Here is an 18,938-nt window from a genome sequence, read left to right on the forward strand (position 1 = left end):
CTTCTTACTTCTTGGGAGAGGGCTTGCTGGGCGTCTGGCGCTGCGACTTCGTCTGCCGCTTCGGCTGCTGCCGCTTCGCGGCAGCGCCGCCGGCCGCATCCGCGTCCGCGGTGGTCTCGGAACTCTTGATCACGGAACCGTCGGCCTGAGCGGCCAGACCCTGCTTGGACAGAGCCGTGATGAACTTCCGCTCGTTGTCGTTGCGGTCCGGACCCTTGGCCACGATGGCAGCGACGACCTTCTTCTTGCCCCGGCCCTTGACCTCACCGTGCGAGGTGGCGTGCTTGAGCAGCCGCGTCAGGTACTGGTCCTGCGCCTTGCTGCCCGGCGTCGGGTTCTGGTTGATCACGTACATCTGCTGACCCATGGTCCAGACGTTGGTGGTCAGCCAGTAGACGAGGACACCGACGGGGAAGTTGATACCCATGACCGCGAAGATCACCGGGAAGATGTACATCAGCATCTTCTGCTGCTGCATGAAGGGCGTCTTGACCGACAGGTCGACGTTCTTCTGCATCAGCTGACGCTGGGTGTAGAACTGCGACAGCGACATCATGATGATCATGACTGCGGTCACGATCCGGACGTCCGTCAGCGTGGCCCCGAGGGCCGCGACCTTCTCCGGGCTGTCCATGAACTTCGCGGCGATCGGCGCACCGAAGATCTTCGCCGCGCGGGCGCTGTCGACCAGCTGCTGGTCCATCGCGCCGACCGGCTTGCCGTCGGCGATGTTCGACAGCACGTGGTACAGAGCGAAGAAGAACGGGGACTGCGCCAGGATGGGAAGGCACGAGGAGAGCGGGTTGGTACCCGTCTCCTTGTACAGCTTCATCATCTCTTCGGACTGGCGCTGCTTGTCGTTCTTGTAGCGCTCCTGGATCGCCTTCATCTTCGGCTGGAGCGCCTGCATGCCACGCGTCGCCTTGATCTGCTTTACGAAGAGCGGGATCAGGCAGATGCGGATCAAGATCACCAGGGACACGATGGACAGGCCCCAGGCCCACCCACTGGACTCACCGAAGATCGCCCCGTACAGCGAGTGGAACTGGACGATGATCCATGAGACGGGGTAAGTGATAAAGCTGAACAGACTGGCAATCGTGTCCACTAATCAGGCTCCTTGAGCATTGCGAGATCTACGCAACGCACTGCGCAGCTGCTCGTGCCAACGCGGGCGTTTACGGGGTGGGACATGGTCCACACCACCCGGGGACCACGGATTGCACCGCAGGATCCGCCAGGCGGTCAGCGCTGTCCCCTTCACCGCACCATGCCGGTCGATGGCCGTGTACCCGTAGTGCGAACACGACGGGTAGTAGCGGCACACCGGCCCGAGCAGGGGACTGATCGTCCACTGGTACAGCTTGATCAAAGCGAGCAGCGGGTACTTCATCGAGCCACGCCTCCCAGGAGCCGCACCAGAGCGGCATCCAGGTCCCGGGCCAGTTCGTCGGGGCCGGCATCACCCGCTCCGGGCAACGCTCGTACCACCACCAGGCTACCGGCGGGCAGCTGTGAGAGCCGCTCGCGGACCAGATGGCGAAGGCGCCGCTTCACCCGGTTCCGTATGACGGCGTTGCCTACGGCCTTGCTGACGACGAAACCCGCACGCGACGAGGGATCGATCTCCCCCGACTCGTGCGGGTCCGTTGCACCGCTTGTACGTAGGTGGACGACGAGGAGTGGGCGACCGGCCCGGCGTCCTCGGCGTACCGCGCTCGCGAAGTCCTCGCGCCGCCTCAGCCGATTCTCGGGAGACAGCACGACGTCACGACCTGCGCGTTGTTACGCGGAAAGGGCGGAACGGCCCTTGGAACGGCGGTTCGCGAGGATCGCGCGACCGGCGCGGGTACGCATCCGCAGGCGGAAGCCGTGGGTCTTGGCACGACGGCGGTTGTTCGGCTGGAAGGTGCGCTTGCTCACTCGGGGGCTCCAGAGAATGAATCGTTGTGGCGGGACATCGCCTGGCTGTCACCGTGCGCCCACGAGGAAACTCGCGTGTTCGCCCGAGTGGCACCGCTAATTGATCACTATCAGTGACCTTCGCCCATCGGTAGGCAGGCGGCAGCAGCCATCGACAACTCGACCTCGTTACGGTACGCGCGGCTACGCCATCCGGTCAAACCGAGCCTGCCCGACCCCGCACTGTGCACAGGCTGTGGACAACGACTTGAACCGCAGCCTCCGGCCTGACTACCGTTGTCTGACCCCGGATTTTTTGTCCCGACCGTCCCAAAGAACCACACATTCGTGGGACCCCTGTGAGAGAGCGTGCTCTGTGGCTGACGTACCTGCCGATCTTGCCGCAGTGTGGCCAAGGGTGCTGGAGAAGCTCCTCGGGGAGGGACAGCCGGGCATCGAGCCCAAGGACAAGCAGTGGGTCGAGCGGTGCCAGCCCCTGGCACTCGTCGCCGACACCGCCCTCCTGGCCGTCCCCAACGAATGGGGCAAACGCGTCCTCGAAGGCCGTCTCGCCCCGCTGATCAGCGACGCCCTCAGCCGCGAGTGCGGCCGCCCCATCCGGATCGCCATCACCGTGGACGACTCCGCCGGCGAGCCCGCCCCCGCGGCCCCGACCGTCCAGCAGCCCGGCGGCTACGAGCCCTACGGCGGCCAGCGCCCGGGCGGCGGCGGCCCCTCGGACGACCAGCTCCCCACGGCCCGTCCGGCCTATCCGGACTACCAGCAGCCGCGCCCCGAGCCGGGCGCATGGCCCCGCGGCGGCCAGCAGGACGACTACGGCTGGCAGCAGCCGCGCCTGGGCGGCTTCCCCGAGCGCGACCCCTACGCCTCGCCCCAGCCGGGCTACCTCCAGCAGGCCGAGCCCTCGGGCTACGACCAGCAGCAGTACGACCAAGGCTCCTTCGACCAGCAGCAGTACGAGCAGTCCCCGTACGAGCAGCAGCAGTCACACCAGCCCCACCCATACGAGCAGCCGGCGCCCCGCCCGGCCCCCGGCCGCCCCGCGGCGCCCCCGGCCCCGTCCGGCGGCTCCACGTCGGGCCCGCTGGAGCCGACCGCCCGGCTGAACCCCAAGTACCTCTTCGACACCTTCGTCATCGGTGCGTCCAACCGCTTCGCGCACGCCGCCGCGGTGGCCGTGGCCGAAGCGCCGGCGAAGGCCTACAACCCCCTCTTCATCTACGGGGAGTCGGGCCTCGGCAAGACGCACCTGCTGCACGCCATCGGGCACTACGCGCGGAGCCTCTACCCCGGCACCCGCGTGCGGTACGTGAGCTCCGAGGAGTTCACGAACGAGTTCATCAACTCGATCCGCGACGGCAAGGGCGACGCGTTCCGCAAGCGCTACCGCGAGATGGACATCCTGCTCGTCGACGACATCCAGTTCCTCGCGAGCAAGGAGTCGACGCAGGAGGAGTTCTTCCACACCTTCAACACGCTGCACAACGCCAACAAGCAGATCGTCCTCTCCTCCGACCGGCCGCCCAAGCAGCTCGTCACCCTTGAGGACCGGCTCCGCAACCGCTTCGAATGGGGCCTGATCACGGATGTCCAGCCCCCCGAGCTGGAGACCCGCATCGCGATCCTGCGCAAGAAGGCGGTTCAGGAGCAGCTCAACGCCCCGCCGGAGGTACTGGAGTTCATCGCCTCCCGTATCTCGCGCAACATCCGCGAGCTGGAGGGGGCGCTGATCCGGGTCACGGCCTTCGCGAGCCTCAACCGCCAGCCGGTCGACCTGGGCCTGACCGAGGACGTCCTCAAGAACCTGATCCCCGGCGGCGAGGACAGCGCGCCGGAGATCACGGCCACCGACATCATGGCGGCCACCGCGGACTACTTCGGCCTGACCGTGGACGACCTGTGCGGCTCCTCGCGCAGCCGGGTCCTGGTCACCGCCCGGCAGATCGCCATGTACCTGTGCCGGGAGCTCACCGACCTGTCACTGCCCAAGATCGGGGCGCAGTTCGGCGGCCGCGACCACACCACGGTCATGCACGCGGACCGCAAGATCCGCGCTCTGATGGCCGAGCGGCGCTCCATCTACAACCAGGTCACCGAGCTCACCAACCGCATCAAGAACGGCTGACTGGCCCCTTCAAACGCATTTCAGAGGGCGCTCCCGGTCCACAACGGGGGCGCCCTTCTTCGTGCGTGCGCCCCTGACCTGTTCGAATACGCCCCCCGCGGAGCAACTCATCCACAGATTCGGCGACTTTCTTCCGTCCACACCCTGGGGACTGGTCGCGTCACCCACAATCTGTCCACAGGCCTGCCTGGTGAGGAACCATCAGACCTGGTCAGAACCCTGTGGATTTGTGCGCAACCGTTATCCACAGCCTGTGGACGAATCTTTCGTCCACAGGCCTGTCCACGCCGTTGTCCACCGCCACCCCACAGGTTCCCTCATGCTGTGCACAGCTTCTGCGGACTTCTCCACACCCTTGTCCACTGTTCGGCAACCCGCCACCCCCTCTCACCGCCCGGAGTGAAAGCCGTCACACGGATGTAGACGTTTGGGCTGTGGAGTACCGGGGGAAAGCTGGGGACACACCTGTGGACTAACCGGGCGTATCTGGGGACAGCCTGTGCAGAACTTTTCGTTCTCCACAGGGACACCGGGTTGTCCACCGGTGCCACCCACAGGGCCGGTGGATAAAAAACGCACTCTGACCTGCGACGACGGGCTTATCCACCGTTTCCACAGGCCCTACTACTACCCCCATAGAGAGTTAGCCCGGTTTCGGTTTTCAAGCAGGTCCTGTGCACAACTCGTCGGTCGCCCGCCCCGACGCCTCGCTCCCGACTTGACCGCCGGCCGCACCGACTGTCGGCGCCGTACGTCAGACTGGTCCCCGGCATCGGTCGAGGCATCGACGAGCCGACGACGAAGGCCGGCAGACGAGCGAGCAACAGCAGGAGGCGGTTCCGGTGAAGATCCGGGTGGAGCGCGACGTACTCGCGGAGGCGGTGGCCTGGGCGGCCCGCAGCCTCCCGGCCCGGCCGCCGGTGCCCGTTCTCGCGGGCCTGCTGCTCAAGGCCGAGGAAGGCACTCTGAGCCTCTCCGGCTTCGACTACGAGGTCTCGGCCCGCGTCTCCGTCGAGGCGGACGTGGAGGAGGACGGCACCGTCCTGGTCTCCGGCCGGCTGCTCGCCGACATCTGCCGCGCCCTCCCCAACCGCCCGGTGGAGATTTCCACAGACGGTGTACGGGCGACCGTGGTCTGCGGCTCCTCGCGGTTCACACTCCACACCCTGCCTGTGGAGGAGTACCCGGCCCTGCCGCAGATGCCGACCGCGACCGGCACCGTGCCCGGCGAGGTCTTCGCCGCCGCCGCCAAGCAGGTCGCCACGGCCGCCGGCCGCGACGACACGCTGCCTGTGCTGACCGGTGTCCGCATCGAGATCGAGGGCGACCGCGTCACCCTGGCCTCCACCGACCGCTACCGCTTCGCGGTCCGCGAGTTCCTGTGGAAGCCGGAGAACCCGGACGCGTCGGCCGTGGCCCTGGTGCCCGCCAAGACGCTGCAGGAGATCGCCAACTCGCTGACCAGCGGTGACACCGTCACTCTGGCGCTTTCCGGCTCCGGTGCGGGCGAAGGCCTGATCGGTTTCGAGGGCGCCGGCCGCCGCACGACCACCCGGCTCCTTGAGGGCGACCTGCCCAAGTACCGGACGCTCTTCCCGACCGAGTTCAACTCCGTCGCCGTGATCGAGACCGCGCCCTTCGTCGAGGCCGTCAAGCGTGTCGCCCTGGTGGCCGAGCGCAACACCCCGGTCCGCCTGAGCTTCGAGCAGGGCGTGCTGATCCTGGAGGCCGGTTCCTCCGACGACGCACAGGCTGTGGAAAGGGTCGACGCCCAGCTGGACGGCGACGACATCTCGATCGCCTTCAACCCCACCTTCCTGCTGGACGGCCTCAGCGCCATCGCGTCCCCGGTGGCACAGCTCAGCTTCACCACGTCGACCAAGCCCGCGCTCCTCAGCGGCCGCCCGGCGGTCGACGCGGAGGCCGACGAGTCCTACAAGTACCTGATCATGCCGGTGCGCCTCTCCGGCTGACGCTCCACCCGTCGGCGCCGGGCCCGGTCTCGCACGCTGCTGCGGGCCGGGCCCGGCGCCGTCCACAGGTTGGGGAGGGCGCCGGGGAAACCCGGAAGCCGGACCGGCCGCCATGGAGCGCCCGCGGGGCCCGTCGCCACGGCCCGGCGTAGGCTCGGACCCGGTGGGCGGCCCCGCCCGTCCCGCGCGGACACCGCCGGGGCAGCCCCGGCAAAGACGGCCACAACGCTTAAGGAACCACCTGATGGAGCTTGGTCTCGTCGGTCTCGGCAAGATGGGCGGCAACATGCGCGAGCGCATCCGCCGCGCAGGCCACACCGTCATCGGATACGACCGCAACCCGGACCTCGCGGATGTCCACAGCCTCCGGGAACTTGTGGACAGCCTGCAGGCCCCCCGCGTCGTGTGGGTGATGGTCCCCGCCGGTGCGGCGACGCAGTCCACCGTCGACGAGCTGGCCGAGCTGCTCACGATCGGCGACATCGTCGTCGACGGCGGCAACTCCCGCTGGACGGACGACGAGAAGCACGCCGAGCAGCTGGCAGCCAAGGGCATCGGCTTCGTCGACTGCGGCGTCTCCGGCGGTGTGTGGGGCCTGGAGAACGGCTACGCGCTGATGTACGGCGGCGCCAAGGACCACGTCTCACGGGTCCAGCCGATCTTCGACGCCCTCAAGCCCGAGGGCGACTTCGGCGCCGTGCACGCCGGCAAGGTCGGCGCGGGCCACTTCGCGAAGATGGTCCACAACGGCATCGAGTACGCCATGATGCAGGCCTACGCCGAGGGCTGGGAGCTCCTGGAGAAGGTGGACTCGGTCACCGACGTCCGCGAGGTCTTCCGCTCCTGGCAGGAAGGCACCGTCATCCGCTCCTGGCTGCTGGACCTGGCCGTGAACGCCCTCGACGAGGACGAGCACCTGGAGCAGCTGCGCGGCTTCGCCCAGGACTCGGGCGAAGGCCGCTGGACGGTGGAGGCGGCGATCGACAACGCCGTACCGCTGCCCGCGATCACGGCGTCGCTGTTCGCGCGGTTCGCCTCGCGGCAGGACGACTCCCCGCAGATGAAGATGATCGCCGCGCTGCGCAACCAGTTCGGCGGCCACGCGGTCGAGAAGAAGTAGCAGTTCAGCAGCACAGCACCAAAAGAGCAGTGGAAAGCCGGGGGAGGTCGGCGCCGTATGCATGTCTCGCATCTCTCATTGGCCGACTTCCGCTCGTACGCCCGGGCCGAGGTACCCCTCGACCCGGGCGTCACCGCTTTCGTGGGGCCCAACGGCCAGGGCAAGACCAACCTCGTCGAGGCGGTCGGCTACCTGGCGACCCTGGGCAGCCACCGCGTCTCCTCGGACGCCCCGCTCGTACGGATGGGCGCGGAGCGGGCCGTGATCCGCGCGGCCGTCACCCAGGGCGAGCGCCGGCAGCTGGTCGAGCTGGAGCTGAACCCCGGCCGTGCCAACCGGGCCCGGATCAACCGGTCCTCGCAGGTCAGGCCGCGGGACGTCCTGGGGATCGTGCGGACGGTGCTGTTCGCGCCGGAGGACCTGGCCCTGGTCAAGGGCGACCCGGGCGAGCGGCGCAGGTTCCTCGACGAGCTGGTCACGGCGCGCTCCCCGCGGATGGCCGGGGTCCGCTCGGACTACGAGCGCGTGCTCAAGCAGCGCAACACCCTGCTGAAGTCCGCGGCGATGGCCCGCCGGCACGGCGGCCGCTCGATGGACCTGTCCACCCTCGACGTGTGGGACCAGCACCTGGCGCGCGCGGGCGCGGAGCTGCTGGCGCAGCGCCTCGACCTGATCGCGACGCTGCTGCCGCTGGCGGACAAGGCGTACGAGCAGCTCGCGCCCGGCGGCGGCCCGCTGGGGCTCGCGTACAAGTGCTCGGCCGGCGAGCCCGTCGACAGCGGGGCGGCGCGCACCCGCGAGGCCCTGTACGAGGTGCTCCTGGCCGCTCTCGGCGAGGTGCGCAAGCAGGAGATCGAGCGCGGCGTGACCCTGGTCGGCCCGCACCGCGACGACGTGCTGCTGCGGCTGGGGGAGCTGCCCGCCAAGGGCTACGCCAGCCACGGCGAGTCCTGGTCGTACGCGCTGGCGCTGCGGCTGGCCTCCTACGAGCTGCTGCGCTCGGAGGGCAGCGAGCCGGTGCTGATCCTGGACGACGTGTTCGCGGAACTGGACGCGCGGCGCCGGGAGCGGCTGGCGGAGCTGGTGGCGCCCGGCGAGCAGGTGCTGGTGACGGCGGCCGTGGACGACGACGTCCCCGGCGTGCTGGCGGGTGCGCGGTTCGGGGTGTCCGGCGGTGAGGTGACCCGGTTGTGAACGAGCACGGCAAGGATCCCCAGCCCGGCAAGGACGCGCAGCAGGGCAGGGATCCGCGGCAGGGCCGCAAGGCGCCGGAGGCCTCCGGGGTGGACCTGGCGCGCCAGGCCCTCGCGGCGGCGCGCGAGCAGGCGCGGGCCCGGGGCAACGCGGCGGGCGGCAAGAAGCGCCAGCAGCATCCGGGGCTGCGCTCGGGCGCCCGCGCGGACGGCCGGGACCCGATGCCGCTGATGGCGGCGCTGGACCGGCTGCGCACCGAGCGCGGGTGGGAGATGCCGATGGCGGTGGCGGGCGTGATGGAGCGCTGGGCGCAGATCGTCGGCCCGGAGATCGCGGCGCACTGTGAACCGCAGCGCTACGAGAACCGTGAGCTTGTCGTGAGGTGCGACTCCTCGGCGTGGGCGGCGCAGCTGAAGCTGCTGGCCCCGCAGCTGGTGGCGCGGTTGAACGCGGATCTGGGGCAGGGCACGGTCCGCGTGATCAAGGTGCAGGGACCGGGCGGACGCCCGAAGGGGTACGGGCCCTGGCGGGCTCCGGGGAGCACGGGACCCGGCGATACCTACGGGTGAGTAGCACCCGCGGGCCGCTGTCGTGCCCGCGTCGGCGGGTGGCGTCCCTCACGGTAGCCGGAGGTTGACAGGCCGAAGCGCTGGATGCCCGCGTGAGCCTCTTTGAGCCCCTCCCCGGATGTGGGGAGTCGGAGAGAGGAGGTTCAGGGCGGCACATGCGGACTCAGGTACCGGCAAACCCCCATTCATGTCCGTGGTACCGGTAGACTGGAGGAAATCCCGCCCATTTGCGGGATCACGCAGACAACGCAGATCGACGCGGCCGCTCCGCTGGCGCACTTGCTGGGTCCGGAGCACGGGCTGCGCTGTGCCAGAAAGGGCGCTTCGTGGCCGATTCCGGCGACTCCAACGAGAAGAATTACGACGCCAGTGCGATCCAGGTCCTTGAGGGCCTGGACGCGGTCCGCAAGCGGCCGGGTATGTACATCGGCTCGACGGGTGAGCGTGGTCTGCACCACCTCGTCTACGAGGTCGTCGACAACTCGGTCGACGAGGCGCTGGCCGGGCACGCGGACACCATCGACGTGACGATCCTCGCCGACGGCGGTGTGCGCGTCGTGGACAACGGCCGCGGTATCCCGGTCGGCATCGTTCCGTCCGAGGGGAAGCCGGCCGTCGAGGTCGTCCTGACGGTGCTGCACGCGGGCGGCAAGTTCGGCGGCGGCGGCTACGCCGTCTCCGGTGGTCTGCACGGCGTCGGCGTGTCCGTCGTGAACGCCCTGTCGACCAAGGTCGCGGTCGAGGTCAAGACGGACGGCCACCGCTGGACCCAGGACTACAAGCTGGGCGTCCCGACGGCCCCGCTGGCCAGGAACGAGGAGACGGCGGAGACCGGCACCTCGGTGACCTTCTGGGCCGACGGCGACATCTTCGAGACGACCGAGTACTCCTTCGAGACGCTGTCGCGGCGCTTCCAGGAGATGGCCTTCCTCAACAAGGGCCTCACCCTGTCGCTGACCGACGAGCGCGAGTCCGCGAAGGCGACCGTCGGCGCGGACGACCCCGACGCGGACACGGCGGAGCCCTCGGCGCGCACCGTGAAGTACTACTACGAGGGCGGCATCGTCGACTTCGTGAAGTACCTCAACTCGCGCAAGGGCGAGCTGATCCACCCCACCGTCATCGACGTCGAGGCCGAGGACAAGGAGCGCATGCTCTCGGTCGAGATCGCGATGCAGTGGAACTCGCAGTACACCGAGGGTGTCTACTCCTTCGCGAACACGATCCACACGCACGAGGGCGGCACCCACGAGGAGGGCTTCCGCGCGGCGCTGACCGGTCTGGTCAACCGCTACGCGCGTGACAAGAAGCTGCTGCGCGAGAAGGACGACAACCTCGCCGGCGAGGACATCCGCGAGGGTCTGACGGCGATCATCTCGGTCAAGCTGGGCGAGCCGCAGTTCGAGGGCCAGACGAAGACCAAGCTGGGCAACACGGAGGCCAAGACCTTCGTGCAGAAGGTCGTCCACGAGCACCTGAACGACTGGTTCGACCGCAACCCGGTCGAGGCCGCGGACATCGTCCGCAAGTCGATCCAGGCGGCCACCGCGCGCGTCGCGGCCCGCAAGGCCCGTGACCTTACGCGCCGCAAGGGCCTGCTGGAGAGCGCCTCGCTGCCGGGCAAGCTGTCCGACTGCCAGTCGAACGACCCGACCAAGTGCGAGATCTTCATCGTCGAGGGTGACTCCGCCGGCGGTTCGGCGAAGTCCGGCCGCAACCCGATGTACCAGGCCATCCTGCCGATCCGCGGCAAGATCCTGAACGTCGAGAAGGCGCGCATCGACAAGATCCTGCAGAACACCGAGGTCCAGGCGCTGATCAGCGCCTTCGGTACCGGTGTGCACGAGGACTTCGACATCGAGAAGCTCCGCTATCACAAGATCATCCTGATGGCGGACGCCGACGTCGACGGCCAGCACATCAACACCCTGCTGCTGACCTTCCTCTTCCGCTTCATGCGGCCGCTGGTCGAGGCCGGTCACGTGTACCTGTCCCGTCCCCCGCTCTACAAGATCAAGTGGGGCCGCGACGACTTCGAGTACGCGTACTCGGACCGCGAGCGCGACGCGCTGGTGGAACTCGGCAAGCAGAACGGCAAGCGGATCAAGGAAGACTCGATCCAGCGCTTCAAGGGTCTGGGCGAGATGAACGCCGAGGAACTGCGCGTCACCACCATGGACGTGGACCACCGTGTCCTCGGCCAGGTCACCCTCGACGACGCGGCGCAGGCCGACGACCTGTTCTCGGTGCTGATGGGTGAGGACGTCGAGGCGCGGCGCTCCTTCATCCAGCGCAACGCCAAGGACGTCCGCTTCCTCGACATCTGAGTCGGCTCCGCTGACCGCCGCCTGAAAGGACTTCTGACCAGCAATGGCCGACGAAACCACCCAGCCCGCAAAGAACGCCGAGAACGCCGCGGAGGAGCAGCCCGTGCTGCGCATCGAGCCCGTCGGGCTCGAGACGGAGATGCAGCGCTCCTACCTCGACTACGCGATGTCCGTCATCGTCTCGCGCGCCCTGCCGGACGTGCGCGACGGCCTCAAGCCGGTGCACCGCCGCGTGCTGTACGCGATGTACGACGGCGGCTACCGGCCCGAGAAGGGCTTCTACAAGTGCGCCCGCGTCGTCGGCGACGTCATGGGCACCTACCACCCGCACGGTGACAGCTCGATCTACGACGCCCTGGTCCGCCTGGCCCAGCCGTGGTCGATGCGCATGCCGCTGGTGGACTCCAACGGCAACTTCGGCTCCCCGGGCAACGACCCGGCGGCCGCGATGCGCTACACCGAGTGCAAGCTCATGCCGCTGGCCATGGAGATGCTCCGGGACATCGACGAGGAGACCGTCGACTTCCAGGACAACTACGACGGCCGCAACCAGGAGCCCACGGTCCTCCCGGCGCGCTTCCCGAACCTGCTGGTCAACGGCAGCGCGGGCATCGCGGTCGGCATGGCGACCAACATCCCGCCGCACAACCTCCGCGAGGTCGCGGACGGCGCGCAGTGGTACCTGGCCAACCCGGAGGCCTCGCACGAGGAGCTCCAGGACGCGCTCATCGAGCGGATCAAGGGCCCGGACTTCCCGTCGGGCGCCCTGGTCGTGGGCCGCAAGGGCATCGAGGAGGCGTACCGGACCGGTCGCGGCTCCATCACGATGCGCGCGGTGGTGGAGGTGGAGGAGATCCAGAACCGCCAGTGCCTGGTGGTCACGGAGCTGCCGTACCAGACCAACCCCGACAACCTGGCGCAGAAGATCGCGGACCTGGTCAAGGACGGCAAGGTCGGCGGCATCGCCGACGTCCGCGACGAGACCTCCTCGCGGACCGGCCAGCGCCTGGTGATCGTCCTCAAGCGCGACGCCGTCGCCAAGGTCGTGCTGAACAACCTCTACAAGCACACCGACCTGCAGACGAACTTCGGCGCGAACATGCTGGCGCTGGTGGACGGCGTGCCGCGCACGCTGTCGATCGACGCCTTCATCCGCCACTGGGTGACGCACCAGATCGAGGTCATCGTCCGGCGCACGCGCTTCCGCCTGCGTAAGGCGGAGGAGCGGGCGCACATCCTGCGCGGTCTGCTCAAGGCGCTGGACGCGATCGACGAGGTCATCGCGCTGATCCGGCGCAGCAACACGGTCGAGATCGCGCGCGAGGGCCTGATGGGCCTCCTGGAGATCGACGAGATCCAGGCGAACGCGATCCTGGAGATGCAGCTGCGCCGCCTCGCGGCCCTGGAGCGCCAGAAGATCGTCGCCGAGCACGACGAGCTCCAGGCCAAGATCAACGAGTACAACGCGATCCTGGCCTCGCAGGAGCGTCAGCGCTCCATCGTCAGCGAGGAACTGGCCGCGATCGTCGAGAAGTTCGGCGACGACCGGCGCTCGAAGCTGGTGCCCTTCGACGGTGACATGTCCATCGAGGACCTGATCGCCGAAGAGGACATCGTCGTCACGATCACCCACGGCGGCTACGTCAAGCGCACCAAGACCGAGGACTACCGCTCGCAGAAGCGCGGCGGCAAGGGCGTGCGCGGCACGAAGCTGAAGCAGGACGACCTGGTCGACCACTTCTTCGTCTCCACCACGCACCACTGGCTGCTGTTCTTCACGAACAAGGGCCGGGTCTACCGGTCCAAGGCGTACGAGCTGCCGGACGCCGGCCGCGACGCGCGCGGCCAGCACGTGGCGAACCTGCTGGCCTTCCAGCCGGACGAGAAGATCGCCCAGATCCTCGCGATCCGCGACTACGAGGCGGCGCCCTACCTGATCCTGGCCACCAAGGGCGGCCTGGTGAAGAAGACGGCGCTGAAGGACTACGACTCCCCGCGTTCGGGCGGCGTGATCGCGATCAACCTGCGCGAGACCGAGGACGGCAGCGACGACGAGCTGATCGGTGCCGAGCTGGTGTCCGCCGAGGACGACCTGCTGCTGATCAGCAAGAAGGCGCAGTCGATCCGCTTCACGGCGACCGACGAGGCGCTGCGCCCGATGGGCCGCGCGACGTCGGGCGTGAAGGGCATGAGTTTCCGCGAGGGAGACGAACTGCTCTCCATGAGCGTGGTCCGGCCCGGTACGTTCGTCTTCACCGCGACCGACGGCGGCTACGCCAAGCGGACGCCGGTCGACGAGTACCGCGTCCAGGGTCGTGGCGGTCTGGGTATCAAGGCCGCGAAGATCGTGGAGGACCGCGGGTCGCTCGTCGGGGCGCTCGTGGTGGACGAAACGGACGAGATTCTCGCCATCACGCTCAGCGGTGGTGTGATTCGTACGCGCGTCAATGAAGTCAGGGAGACCGGCCGTGACACCATGGGCGTCCAGCTGATCAACCTGGGCAAGCGCGATGCCGTGGTGGGCATCGCCCGTAACGCCGAGGCCGGTCAGGAAGCTGACGAGGTCGAGGTCGACGAGAACGAGACCGAGGCGGCCGACGCACCGGCCGCCGAGGCCGCCGAGGGCACGCAGCCTTCGGCCGGGGAGCACGAGGAGTAAGTCGTGAGTGGAGCCACGGGCGCCGGACCGGCCAAGACTGGAGCGAACGGTGCCCGTGGCCCCGCCGCGGACTCCCAGGGGGGAACCGTGACGGACACCCGAGGACCGAAGGCACCGGAGGAGACCGGGGCCGAGGCCGCTGCGGGCGCGGACACGCCGGCGCAGCCGTACCAGCCGCCGCAGGCCTACGCGGCGCCCGCGGGCCCGGGTGCGCCGCGCGCCGGCGGTGCTCCCGCCACGCAGCGCAAGCCGCGTACGCCGGTCCGTACGACCCCCAGGACGCGCAAGGCGCGGCTGCGGGTGGCCAAGGCCGACCCGTGGTCGGTGATGAAGGTCAGCTTCCTGCTGTCGATCGCGCTGGGCATCTGCACCATCGTGGCGGCGGCGGTGCTGTGGATGGTCATGGACGCCATGGGCGTCTTCTCGACCGTCGGCGGCACCATCAGCGAGGCGACCGGGTCGAACGAGAGCAACGGCTTCGACCTGCAGGCGTTCATGTCGCTGCCGCGCGTGCTGATCTTCACGTCGGTGATCGCGGTGATCGACGTGGTGCTGGCGACGGCGCTGGCGACGCTGGGCGCGTTCATCTACAACCTGTCGGCCGGCTTCGTCGGCGGCGTCGAGCTCACCCTCGCCGAGGACGAGTAGGCCTTCCGGTGGAGCGCCTGCGAGGGGTCGGATGACCTGCGCAGACGCCCCCCGGGAACGGATTTTGGCCTGACCGGGTCTGTGCGCTAATCTTCAGGAGTCAGCGCGCAGCGCGGATGGGGCTATAGCTCAGTTGGTTAGAGCGCATCCCTGATAAGGATGAGGCCACAGGTTCAAATCCTGTTAGCCCCACAGTGTCGAAGACCCCCAGGCCAAGGCCTGGGGGTCTTCGTCGTTGGGCCAGTTGGCGGGTTGCCAGGTCACCGATCGGTATCGGTCGGTGTGTATTGTTGGGCGCCAGAAGTCCCCTACGTCAACGAAAGACGAGGTCGCGCGGTGAAGAAGCTGCTCCTGGTCGCACTGGCCGCCATCGGCGGGCTCCTCGTGTACCGCCAGATCCAGGCGGACCGCGCCGAGCAGGACCTGTGGACGGAGGCAACCGACTCCGTGCCCTCTGGTTCCGGTGTGTGAGACCGAAGGCTGAGTTCATGAAGCCCCGGCTGCCGCTGCGGCCGGGGCTTTGTGCTGTTCTGTGACGAAAACTTGCATTTTGCAAAGATTTGGCTTGCGGTAGCAAATTCGGGGTGGGTGTGATGGGTCGGGTACGGACGACGGTGTGGGCGGCGGCCCTCGGCATGGCGGTGGCAGGCGTGCCCGTGACGGCGTATGCCGAGGGGAGCGCGCCCCAGCCCCCGCCCCTGCCCCCCTACCGCACCGCCGACGGCGCCCGGCCGGTCGAGGGCAAGCCCTCCACGGCGGACGCCCCGCTCATCGAGGCCGGGAAGACCTACGAGGACACCATCGGGCCCGGGGACCGCGTCTACCGGCTCGTCCTGGAGAAGGACGGCTCCAACGCCTACGTCTCCGCCGTGGTCCGGCCGCCGGCCGGCGCCAAGGTCTCCGGCAGCGACGGCATCGAGGTGGAGCTCATGACCACCACCGGGCGCTCCTGCCCGGCCGGCACGGGCCGGGCGACCTTCGGCTACGACGCGGTGCCCCTGGCCGCCGCCGGGGTCCGCTGGGGGGTCGAGGACGCCGACTGCGCGCCCGGCGGCGTGTACTACGCGAAGGTGACCCGAACTTCGGCGAAGGACTCCGACCAGAGCCCCTGGCCGCTGGAGCTCAGGGTCCAGCGCGAACCCGGGCGCGGAGCGGGCGCTGCCACCACCGCGCCCAGCGGCCTGCCCACCGGAGCCCCGTCGCTGCCCGGCACGGAGGCGGTGGGCCGCACCGGCGGCACCGGCTTCAACGACGCGCGGGCCCTGGGCGCGGGCGTGTGGCGCGACGAGATGCGGCCCGGGCAGACCCGGTGGTACCGCGTCCCGCTGGACTGGGGGCAGCAACTGGGCCTGGGGGCCGAGCTGTCCGCGGCCCAGGTGACCAAGAAGTTCAGCTCCGCCTCGGGCGGACTGGCCGTCACCCTCTACAACCCCTACCGGGGCCAGGTCGCGGACAAGAACACCTCCTACGACGGGGTGCAGGCCGGGGTCACCCTGGCGAAGACCCCGCCCGTCGACTACGCGAACCGCTTCTCCAGCGACCGCGAGGTCCAGCCGGTGAGCGTCGCGGGCTGGTACTACGTCGCCGTGACGATGGGCGGGAAGGTCGCCGACTTCACCGAGGACGCGGTACCCGTACCGCTGACCCTGCGGCTGGAGGTCACCGGCACCCCGGCCAAGGCTCCCGCGTACCAGGGGGATCCGGCCGCGGGCGGCTTCGCGGTCGGCGCGGACGACCGGACGGCGGCGCAGGAGGGGCTCACGGCCCCGGAGGCCGCCGAGGCGGCCGGGACCCGCTCGATGATGCGCGTCGTGGCGGGCGCCGGCTTCGGCACCGGCGGGCTGCTGCTGGCGGTGCTGGGCGGATGGGTGCTGCTCGGGCGGCGGGGGCGCGGCGCTACATCTGCGTGAGGGCCCAGACGCCGACCGCGAAGCACAGCAGCGCCGCGGCGAGCAGGGACGCCACCGCCTTCGGCGCGGGCGGGGCGATGCCGCCGCGCGCGGGGACCGGCGCGGACGCGGGTGCGACGGGGACCGCCGCGGTGGGCGTCCCCGGGGCGCCCTGGGCGCCCGGCGGGGGCAGGTGGAAGCTGCCCGTCTCCGAAGGCCCGTACGAAGGCCCGTACGAAGGCCCGTGCGAGGGCGCATACGAGGGGCCGTACGAGGGCGCGGGGGCCGCGCCGGCCGCCTGCCGCGGGACGAGGGGCGCCGTGGCGGAAGCACCGCGGGGGTCGGTACGGGTGGGCTCCGCGGCCACCGTCACGGCGGCGGAGCCGCCCGGCGCGGCCGCGCCGGAGGTGGGCGGCGGCGCGACAGCGGAGGCGGACGCGGAGGCGGTATCGGGCGCGGACGGGGCCGCGCCCGTCGGGCCGTCGGGGCCGAAACCGGGCGGGAGGGGGCCGAGTTGGTCGAACACCTCCACCGGATCCTCGTCCGGGGCGGACGGCGGCAGCAGTTCCACGGCCCCGGCAAGGGCCTTGCGCGCCCCTGTGGCCGTCCGGAAGCGGCTCTGGGGGTCGGGCTGCAGGAGGTTCGCGATGACGTCCCAGAGCGCGGCGGGGACGCCTTGCGGGGCGTCCGGGGTCCCATGGGTGAGGAAGTGGTCCACCAGCGCCTGGGAGTCGGGTTTGCTCCCCTGGAGCAGGTACAGGGCGACCAGTCCCACGGCGAAGAGGTCCGCGGCGAAGTCGGGCTCCGCGCCCATCAGTTGCTCGGGTGCGAAATAGCCCGGCGTGCCGACCACGTAGTTCGTCTCGGTCAGGCGGGGCTCGCCCTTGCGCATGGAGATGCCGAAGTCGGACAGCCGCAGGTGCGGCCGTCCGCTTCCGGTGGCCTCCAGCAGGATGTTGGCCGGTTTGATGTCGCGGTGGACCACGCCTTCCGCGTGCACCGCCGCCAGGCCCGACAGGAGCTGGTCGAGCAGCGTGCACACGAAGCGGGGCGGCAGGGCGCCGTAGTCCCCTATCACGTGGCCGAGAGAGCCGCCGCCGACCAGGTCCATGGTGAAGAGGACCTTGTCGTCGTCGGCCGCCCAGCTGGCGGGAGCCAGTACGTGCGGGTGGTCGATCCGCAGCGCCTGCTCCCGGACGAACCGCAGGAGCGTGTGGGCGTCGCTCTGCAGGAGCACCTTCGCGGCGACGTAGCGGCGACGGCGGTGGTCCCAGGCCCGCCACACGGCACCCGCGCCACCCCGCCCGATCGGCTCGATCAGCTCGTACCGGCCGGCGAAGACCTCACCCATCGCTGCGCCCGTCCCCCGTCATCCGTTGTCCGCCGTCGTGCGTGTCAGTTCTGGTGCGCCTCGTAGTGGGCGACCGCGTCGGCGGTGCGGCCCGCTCCGTACACCCGGAGGAACTCTGCCAGTTCCGGGTGACTGGGGGCGAGGCTGTTCGCCGCGTCGATGATGTCGCCGGCCGCGGAGACCGAGCGCAGCAGCGACTGGATCTCGCGGACCACGCGCTTGACGGTGGGTGCGCCGGAACCGGTGGTGGTCTGGCCGCTGCTGCTGAGGACGGATCCTCCCTGGGTCTTCTTGATCTCGTCCATCCGGTCGGTCGCCTCCGCCGCGCTGACGCTGCCGTCGGCCACCTGCCCGGCGAGGTCCTGGAGGGCCTGGACACGCTGGACCACGGCAGGGTTGCCGATCTTGGCGCGCTGGCCGCTCATCAGCTGGGACAGCATGGGCGCCGACAGCCCGAGTACGGCAGCGAGACGGGCCTGGTTCAGGCCGAGGTCGTCTATGAGCCGGCGGAAGAGCGCTCCCAGAGGCTCTCCGTACCAGCTGCGCTGAAGCTCTCTGGCTCTGGCCGTGGCCTCTTGCTGCACTGCGTCCACTCTTACTACTCCCCTTCGCTGGTGCGAACCTCGCGAGCATCTTACGGAGAGTGGTCGCAGGGCGGGAGTCCCTATCATTTTGCGGGATGAGGGGGTACACCCGGTACTCTGTTCTGCGGAACGACCACACCCCGCACGCGGGACCGGTGCGTCCAGTTCCATGGGGCCTTAGCTCAGTTGGTAGAGCGCTGCCTTTGCAAGGCAGATGTCAGGAGTTCGAATCTCCTAGGCTCCACATTCAAATGCCCTCCTACCTGCGGAAACGTAGGCAGGAGGGCATTTTTTTCATGCCGGCCGGCGGCTGTGGTCCCGGCCGTGCGGCGCGCGGTGGCGCGGGGGCCTGGGAGGTCTGCCCGCCCGGCGCTCCCCGAGTTGCGCCCGCAGGCCCGGGGCGGGGGTCGAGGCGCAGCCGGACATATGTCGTTGCCGGGTCGGCCGCCGTCCGAAAGTATGGTCGATACACCTATCGACGGGGATCTCGCGTGCGGGCAACTCGGTCGCAGTCCCGCGGGCTCGGGTCGGCTGAAGTCTCGCTAAAGCGGCGGGCCGGGCCGACGCCGGAGTGGC

General features: G+C 69.5%; 16 protein-coding genes and 2 tRNA genes. 12 read left to right on the top strand and 6 right to left on the bottom strand.

The window, feature by feature from the left end:
* Nucleotides 1-4: 4 nt before the first annotated feature.
* Genes yidC through rpmH form a run of 4 tightly spaced genes read right to left on the bottom strand, consistent with a single transcriptional unit; the run spans nt 5 to nt 1,923 of the window.
* On the bottom strand, nt 5-1,108 hold the full coding sequence (gene yidC, locus ACFWFZ_RS19645) for a membrane protein insertase YidC (RefSeq protein WP_387123922.1): 1,104 nt from the start codon (nt 1,106-1,108) through the stop codon (nt 5-7).
* A 3-nt stretch (nt 1,109-1,111) separates the two neighbouring features.
* A complete protein-coding gene (yidD, locus tag ACFWFZ_RS19650; RefSeq protein ID WP_076043740.1) occupies nt 1,112-1,393 on the bottom strand; it encodes a membrane protein insertion efficiency factor YidD in 282 nt (93 codons plus the stop codon).
* Nucleotides 1,390-1,764 (bottom strand): ribonuclease P protein component, encoded by a 375-nt coding sequence (gene rnpA, locus ACFWFZ_RS19655; protein WP_078848045.1) that lies wholly within the window; start codon nt 1,762-1,764, stop codon nt 1,390-1,392. Before rnpA ends, yidD begins: the two co-directional genes overlap by 4 nt.
* Before the next feature lie 21 nt (nt 1,765-1,785).
* A complete protein-coding gene (gene rpmH, locus ACFWFZ_RS19660) occupies nt 1,786-1,923 on the bottom strand; it encodes a 50S ribosomal protein L34 (protein ID WP_007265229.1) in 138 nt (45 codons plus the stop codon).
* Nucleotides 1,924-2,320: 397 nt separating this feature from the next.
* Between rpmH and dnaA the strand changes: the two genes are divergently transcribed.
* From dnaA to ACFWFZ_RS19715, 11 genes are all read left to right on the top strand, one after another.
* Nucleotides 2,321-4,048 carry a chromosomal replication initiator protein DnaA gene (gene dnaA, locus ACFWFZ_RS19665; protein WP_387123970.1) on the top strand — a complete coding sequence of 576 codons (1,728 nt, stop codon included), beginning with the start codon at nt 2,321-2,323 and terminating at the stop codon, nt 4,046-4,048.
* Nucleotides 4,049-4,890: 842 nt separating this feature from the next.
* Complete coding sequence (gene dnaN / locus ACFWFZ_RS19670; RefSeq protein ID WP_387123924.1) at nt 4,891-6,021, top strand: DNA polymerase III subunit beta; 1,131 nt, start codon at nt 4,891-4,893, stop codon at nt 6,019-6,021.
* Nucleotides 6,022-6,265: 244 nt separating this feature from the next.
* Nucleotides 6,266-7,141: a phosphogluconate dehydrogenase (NAD(+)-dependent, decarboxylating) gene (gnd, locus tag ACFWFZ_RS19675; RefSeq protein ID WP_387123926.1), complete on the top strand. Its 876-nt coding sequence runs from the start codon at nt 6,266-6,268 to the stop codon at nt 7,139-7,141.
* Between the two features lie 57 nt (nt 7,142-7,198).
* Nucleotides 7,199-8,335, top strand: coding sequence for a DNA replication/repair protein RecF (recF, locus tag ACFWFZ_RS19680; RefSeq protein ID WP_387123928.1), 1,137 nt, complete (start codon nt 7,199-7,201; stop codon nt 8,333-8,335).
* Between the two features lie 89 nt (nt 8,336-8,424).
* On the top strand, nt 8,425-8,904 hold the full coding sequence (locus tag ACFWFZ_RS19685; RefSeq protein WP_387123972.1) for a DUF721 domain-containing protein: 480 nt from the start codon (nt 8,425-8,427) through the stop codon (nt 8,902-8,904).
* Nucleotides 8,905-9,209: 305 nt separating this feature from the next.
* Nucleotides 9,210-11,231 (top strand): DNA topoisomerase (ATP-hydrolyzing) subunit B, encoded by a 2,022-nt coding sequence (gene gyrB / locus ACFWFZ_RS19690; protein ID WP_387123974.1) that lies wholly within the window; start codon nt 9,210-9,212, stop codon nt 11,229-11,231.
* A gap of 43 nt (nt 11,232-11,274) precedes the next feature.
* The gene (gyrA, locus tag ACFWFZ_RS19695; RefSeq protein ID WP_387123930.1) at nt 11,275-13,890 is read left to right on the top strand and encodes a DNA gyrase subunit A; all 2,616 of its coding nucleotides are present in this window, start codon (nt 11,275-11,277) and stop codon (nt 13,888-13,890) included.
* 3 nt (nt 13,891-13,893) lie between these two features.
* Nucleotides 13,894-14,538: a DUF3566 domain-containing protein gene (locus ACFWFZ_RS19700; protein WP_387123932.1), complete on the top strand. Its 645-nt coding sequence runs from the start codon at nt 13,894-13,896 to the stop codon at nt 14,536-14,538.
* Nucleotides 14,539-14,656: 118 nt separating this feature from the next.
* Nucleotides 14,657-14,730, top strand: a tRNA-Ile gene (locus tag ACFWFZ_RS19705).
* A gap of 144 nt (nt 14,731-14,874) precedes the next feature.
* The gene (locus ACFWFZ_RS19710; protein ID WP_208809277.1) at nt 14,875-15,009 is read left to right on the top strand and encodes a DLW-39 family protein; all 135 of its coding nucleotides are present in this window, start codon (nt 14,875-14,877) and stop codon (nt 15,007-15,009) included.
* A 122-nt stretch (nt 15,010-15,131) separates the two neighbouring features.
* Nucleotides 15,132-16,448, top strand: a complete 1,317-nt coding sequence (locus tag ACFWFZ_RS19715) for a hypothetical protein (protein WP_387123976.1) — start codon at nt 15,132-15,134, stop codon at nt 16,446-16,448.
* On the opposite strand, the gene ACFWFZ_RS19720 is transcribed toward ACFWFZ_RS19715, so the two are convergent.
* Together ACFWFZ_RS19720 and ACFWFZ_RS19725 are read right to left on the bottom strand one after the other, a co-directional pair.
* Entirely contained in the window at nt 16,435-17,778 is a 1,344-nt protein-coding gene (locus tag ACFWFZ_RS19720; RefSeq protein ID WP_387123934.1) for a serine/threonine-protein kinase, read from the bottom strand. The two genes, ACFWFZ_RS19715 and ACFWFZ_RS19720, sit on opposite strands and share 14 nt — an antisense overlap.
* Before the next feature lie 44 nt (nt 17,779-17,822).
* Nucleotides 17,823-18,371: a transcriptional regulator gene (locus tag ACFWFZ_RS19725; protein WP_030647515.1), complete on the bottom strand. Its 549-nt coding sequence runs from the start codon at nt 18,369-18,371 to the stop codon at nt 17,823-17,825.
* Nucleotides 18,372-18,533: 162 nt separating this feature from the next.
* On the opposite strand from ACFWFZ_RS19725, the gene ACFWFZ_RS19730 reads away from it, so the two are divergent.
* A tRNA-Ala gene (locus ACFWFZ_RS19730) sits at nt 18,534-18,606 on the top strand.
* The last annotated feature ends 332 nt before the right edge of the window (nt 18,607-18,938 follow it).

This window comes from Streptomyces sp. NPDC060232, assembly GCF_042726555.1.
Classification (GTDB): domain Bacteria; phylum Actinomycetota; class Actinomycetes; order Streptomycetales; family Streptomycetaceae; genus Streptomyces.

Bases quoted from the DNA above. Each gene is read 5' to 3' on its own strand.
- ACFWFZ_RS19720 (WP_387123934.1), bottom strand. From the start codon at position 17,778: ATGGGTGAGGTCTTCGCCGGCCGGTACGAGCTGATCGAGCCGATCGGG.
- yidD (WP_076043740.1), bottom strand. From the start codon at position 1,393: ATGAAGTACCCGCTGCTCGCTTTGATCAAGCTGTACCAGTGGACGATC.
- gnd (WP_387123926.1), top strand. From the start codon at position 6,266: ATGGAGCTTGGTCTCGTCGGTCTCGGCAAGATGGGCGGCAACATGCGC.
- ACFWFZ_RS19715 (WP_387123976.1), top strand. From the start codon at position 15,132: ATGGGTCGGGTACGGACGACGGTGTGGGCGGCGGCCCTCGGCATGGCG.
- gyrA (WP_387123930.1), top strand. From the start codon at position 11,275: ATGGCCGACGAAACCACCCAGCCCGCAAAGAACGCCGAGAACGCCGCG.
- recF (WP_387123928.1), top strand. From the start codon at position 7,199: ATGCATGTCTCGCATCTCTCATTGGCCGACTTCCGCTCGTACGCCCGG.